The organism is Kitasatospora sp. NPDC059571, from assembly GCF_042735675.1.
Taxonomy (GTDB): Bacteria; Actinomycetota; Actinomycetes; order Streptomycetales; family Streptomycetaceae; genus Kitasatospora.
This window is the reverse complement of the sequence record NZ_JBHWBW010000594.1, coordinates 3,802-4,209: the sequence shown is the minus strand read 5'-3', so window position 1 is coordinate 4,209 and position 408 is coordinate 3,802. Positions and strand designations below refer to the sequence as shown.

Genomic DNA, 408 nt, shown 5'->3' with positions numbered 1-408 from the left:
AGACAGACGGTGAAGTGGTCGCCGAGACCGTCGAGCAGGGTGTGCTCGTGCGGCCAGGAGGCCCGGGCCGCGCTGGTGAGCGCCTCGGGGCCGGCACCGGGCGCCGAGAGCGACTCGGGCGCCCGCACCAGCAGGGTCGGGGCGGCGATCCCCGCCGGGCGCCAGCCGGTGAACAGCCGCAGGTAGCCGCCCATCGCGGTGAGCCGGGCATCGTCCATCGGCACGTACGCGCCCTCGCGCGCCAGCATCGCGCCGGTCAGCACGGGCAGCAGCTCGGCGACCGAGGTCGCCCCGCCGTCCGCGGCCGGCGCGCCGGGCCCGAACGCGGCGCCCGCCCCGGGGGGGGCGGGGTGGGTGTGGGGGTGGACCCGCACCGCGGCCGACGGGCCCGCGCCCCGCGCCCCCCAC

1 protein-coding gene is annotated in these 408 nt (G+C 80.6%); it reads right to left on the bottom strand.

The window, feature by feature from the left end; genetic code table 11:
- A partial coding sequence (locus ACFV0G_RS36205; protein WP_380557093.1) for a hypothetical protein occupies positions 1-374 on the bottom strand: 374 nt, incomplete at its 3' end.
- Positions 375-408: the final 34 nt, after the last annotated feature.